1 protein-coding gene is annotated in these 1,260 nt (G+C 50.2%); it reads left to right on the top strand.

What is annotated here, in order from left to right; translation table 11 throughout:
* On the top strand, positions 1–1,210 hold a 1,210-nt coding region (locus HMPREF2907_RS13455; RefSeq protein ID WP_318258981.1), incomplete at its 5' end, for a transferrin-binding protein-like solute binding protein.
* Between the last annotated feature and the right edge of the window lie 50 nt (positions 1,211–1,260).

Here is a 1,260-nt window from a genome sequence, read left to right on the forward strand (position 1 = left end):
AGCTGCAAAAGCCAAAGCTGAAGCTGAACGCAAAGCGGCTGAGGAAGCTGCAAAAGCCAAAGCTGAAGCCGAGCGCAAAGCTGCGGAAGAAGCTGCCAAAGCTAAAACCAAGGCTGAAGCGGAACGAAAAGCGGCAGAAGAAGTAGCCAAAGCTAAAGCCGAAGCTGAACGCAAAGCCGCTGAAGAAGCAGCCAAAGCTAAAGCCGAAGCTGAACGTAAAGCTGCTGAGGAAGCTGCAAAAGTTAAAGCTGAAGAAGAACGCAAGGCCGCTGAAGAGGCTGCCAAAGCTAAAGCCAAGGCTGAAGCGGAACGAAAAGCTGCGGAAGAAGCTGCTAAAGCTAAAGCAGAAGCTGAACGTAAAGCTGCTGAAGAAGCAGCCAAAGCTAAAGCAGAAGCCGGGCGCAAAGCCACTGAAGAAGCCGCTAAAGCTAAAGCCGAAGCGGAACGTAAAGCGGCAGAAGAGGCTGAAAAAGCTGCAAAAGCCAAAGCTGAAGCTGAACGTAAAGCTGCGGAAGAAGCCGCCAAAGCTGAAGCAGAGCATAAAGCCGCTGAAGAAGTTACCCCAAAAGCGGAGGTTGCTCCGGCTATGCAATCAATCGGCGGTTTTTACACCATGTTGTCGGTTGACGGTGCCGATAACAAAGTGATTAACAGAATGGGTAATCCTGATATCCTCGAAGTCAACGGACAAAAAATCAACCTGCTGCCACAAACATTTGACGCGGCAAACGGTATGCTGTCCTTATCGGATAACAAAATTATCCGCGCCATCGGTACGCATCTGCAATACGGCCATTACGGTTTTTACGGAAGCAAAAAGGAAAACGGCGAGCTCAATTCATCCCTGGTGTTCTACCAAGGTCTGATGACGCCTGTCGAAGCCATGCCGCAAACCGGTTCGGCTATCTACCAAGGCAATGCGTTCTACAATGACGTATCCAACATCAACACTGTCGGCTCATCCCTGTTCAATGTTGATTTTAGTGAAAAATCGCTGACCGGCGGCGTTTATTCGGCAGAAGGACGTTTTAACCCCGTAATGCTCCAGGCTAATATCGCCGGTAACCGTTTTGTTTATGTCGACGGGACAACTAAAAACAGTATGTCGGGCATTTTCCTGGGTCCGCAGGCGGAAGAAATGGCCGGCCGCTTCGACCATCCGAGCGAAGGCAAGAGCGGTACGTTCGGCGCCGCCATGCTGAAAGACTGATTTTTACCGTATCATCAGCTCAAAAGGTCGTCTGAAAACTTGGAAATCAG

This window comes from Neisseria sp. HMSC055H02 (genome assembly GCF_001813335.1).
GTDB lineage: Bacteria > Pseudomonadota > Gammaproteobacteria > Burkholderiales > Neisseriaceae > Neisseria > Neisseria sicca_C.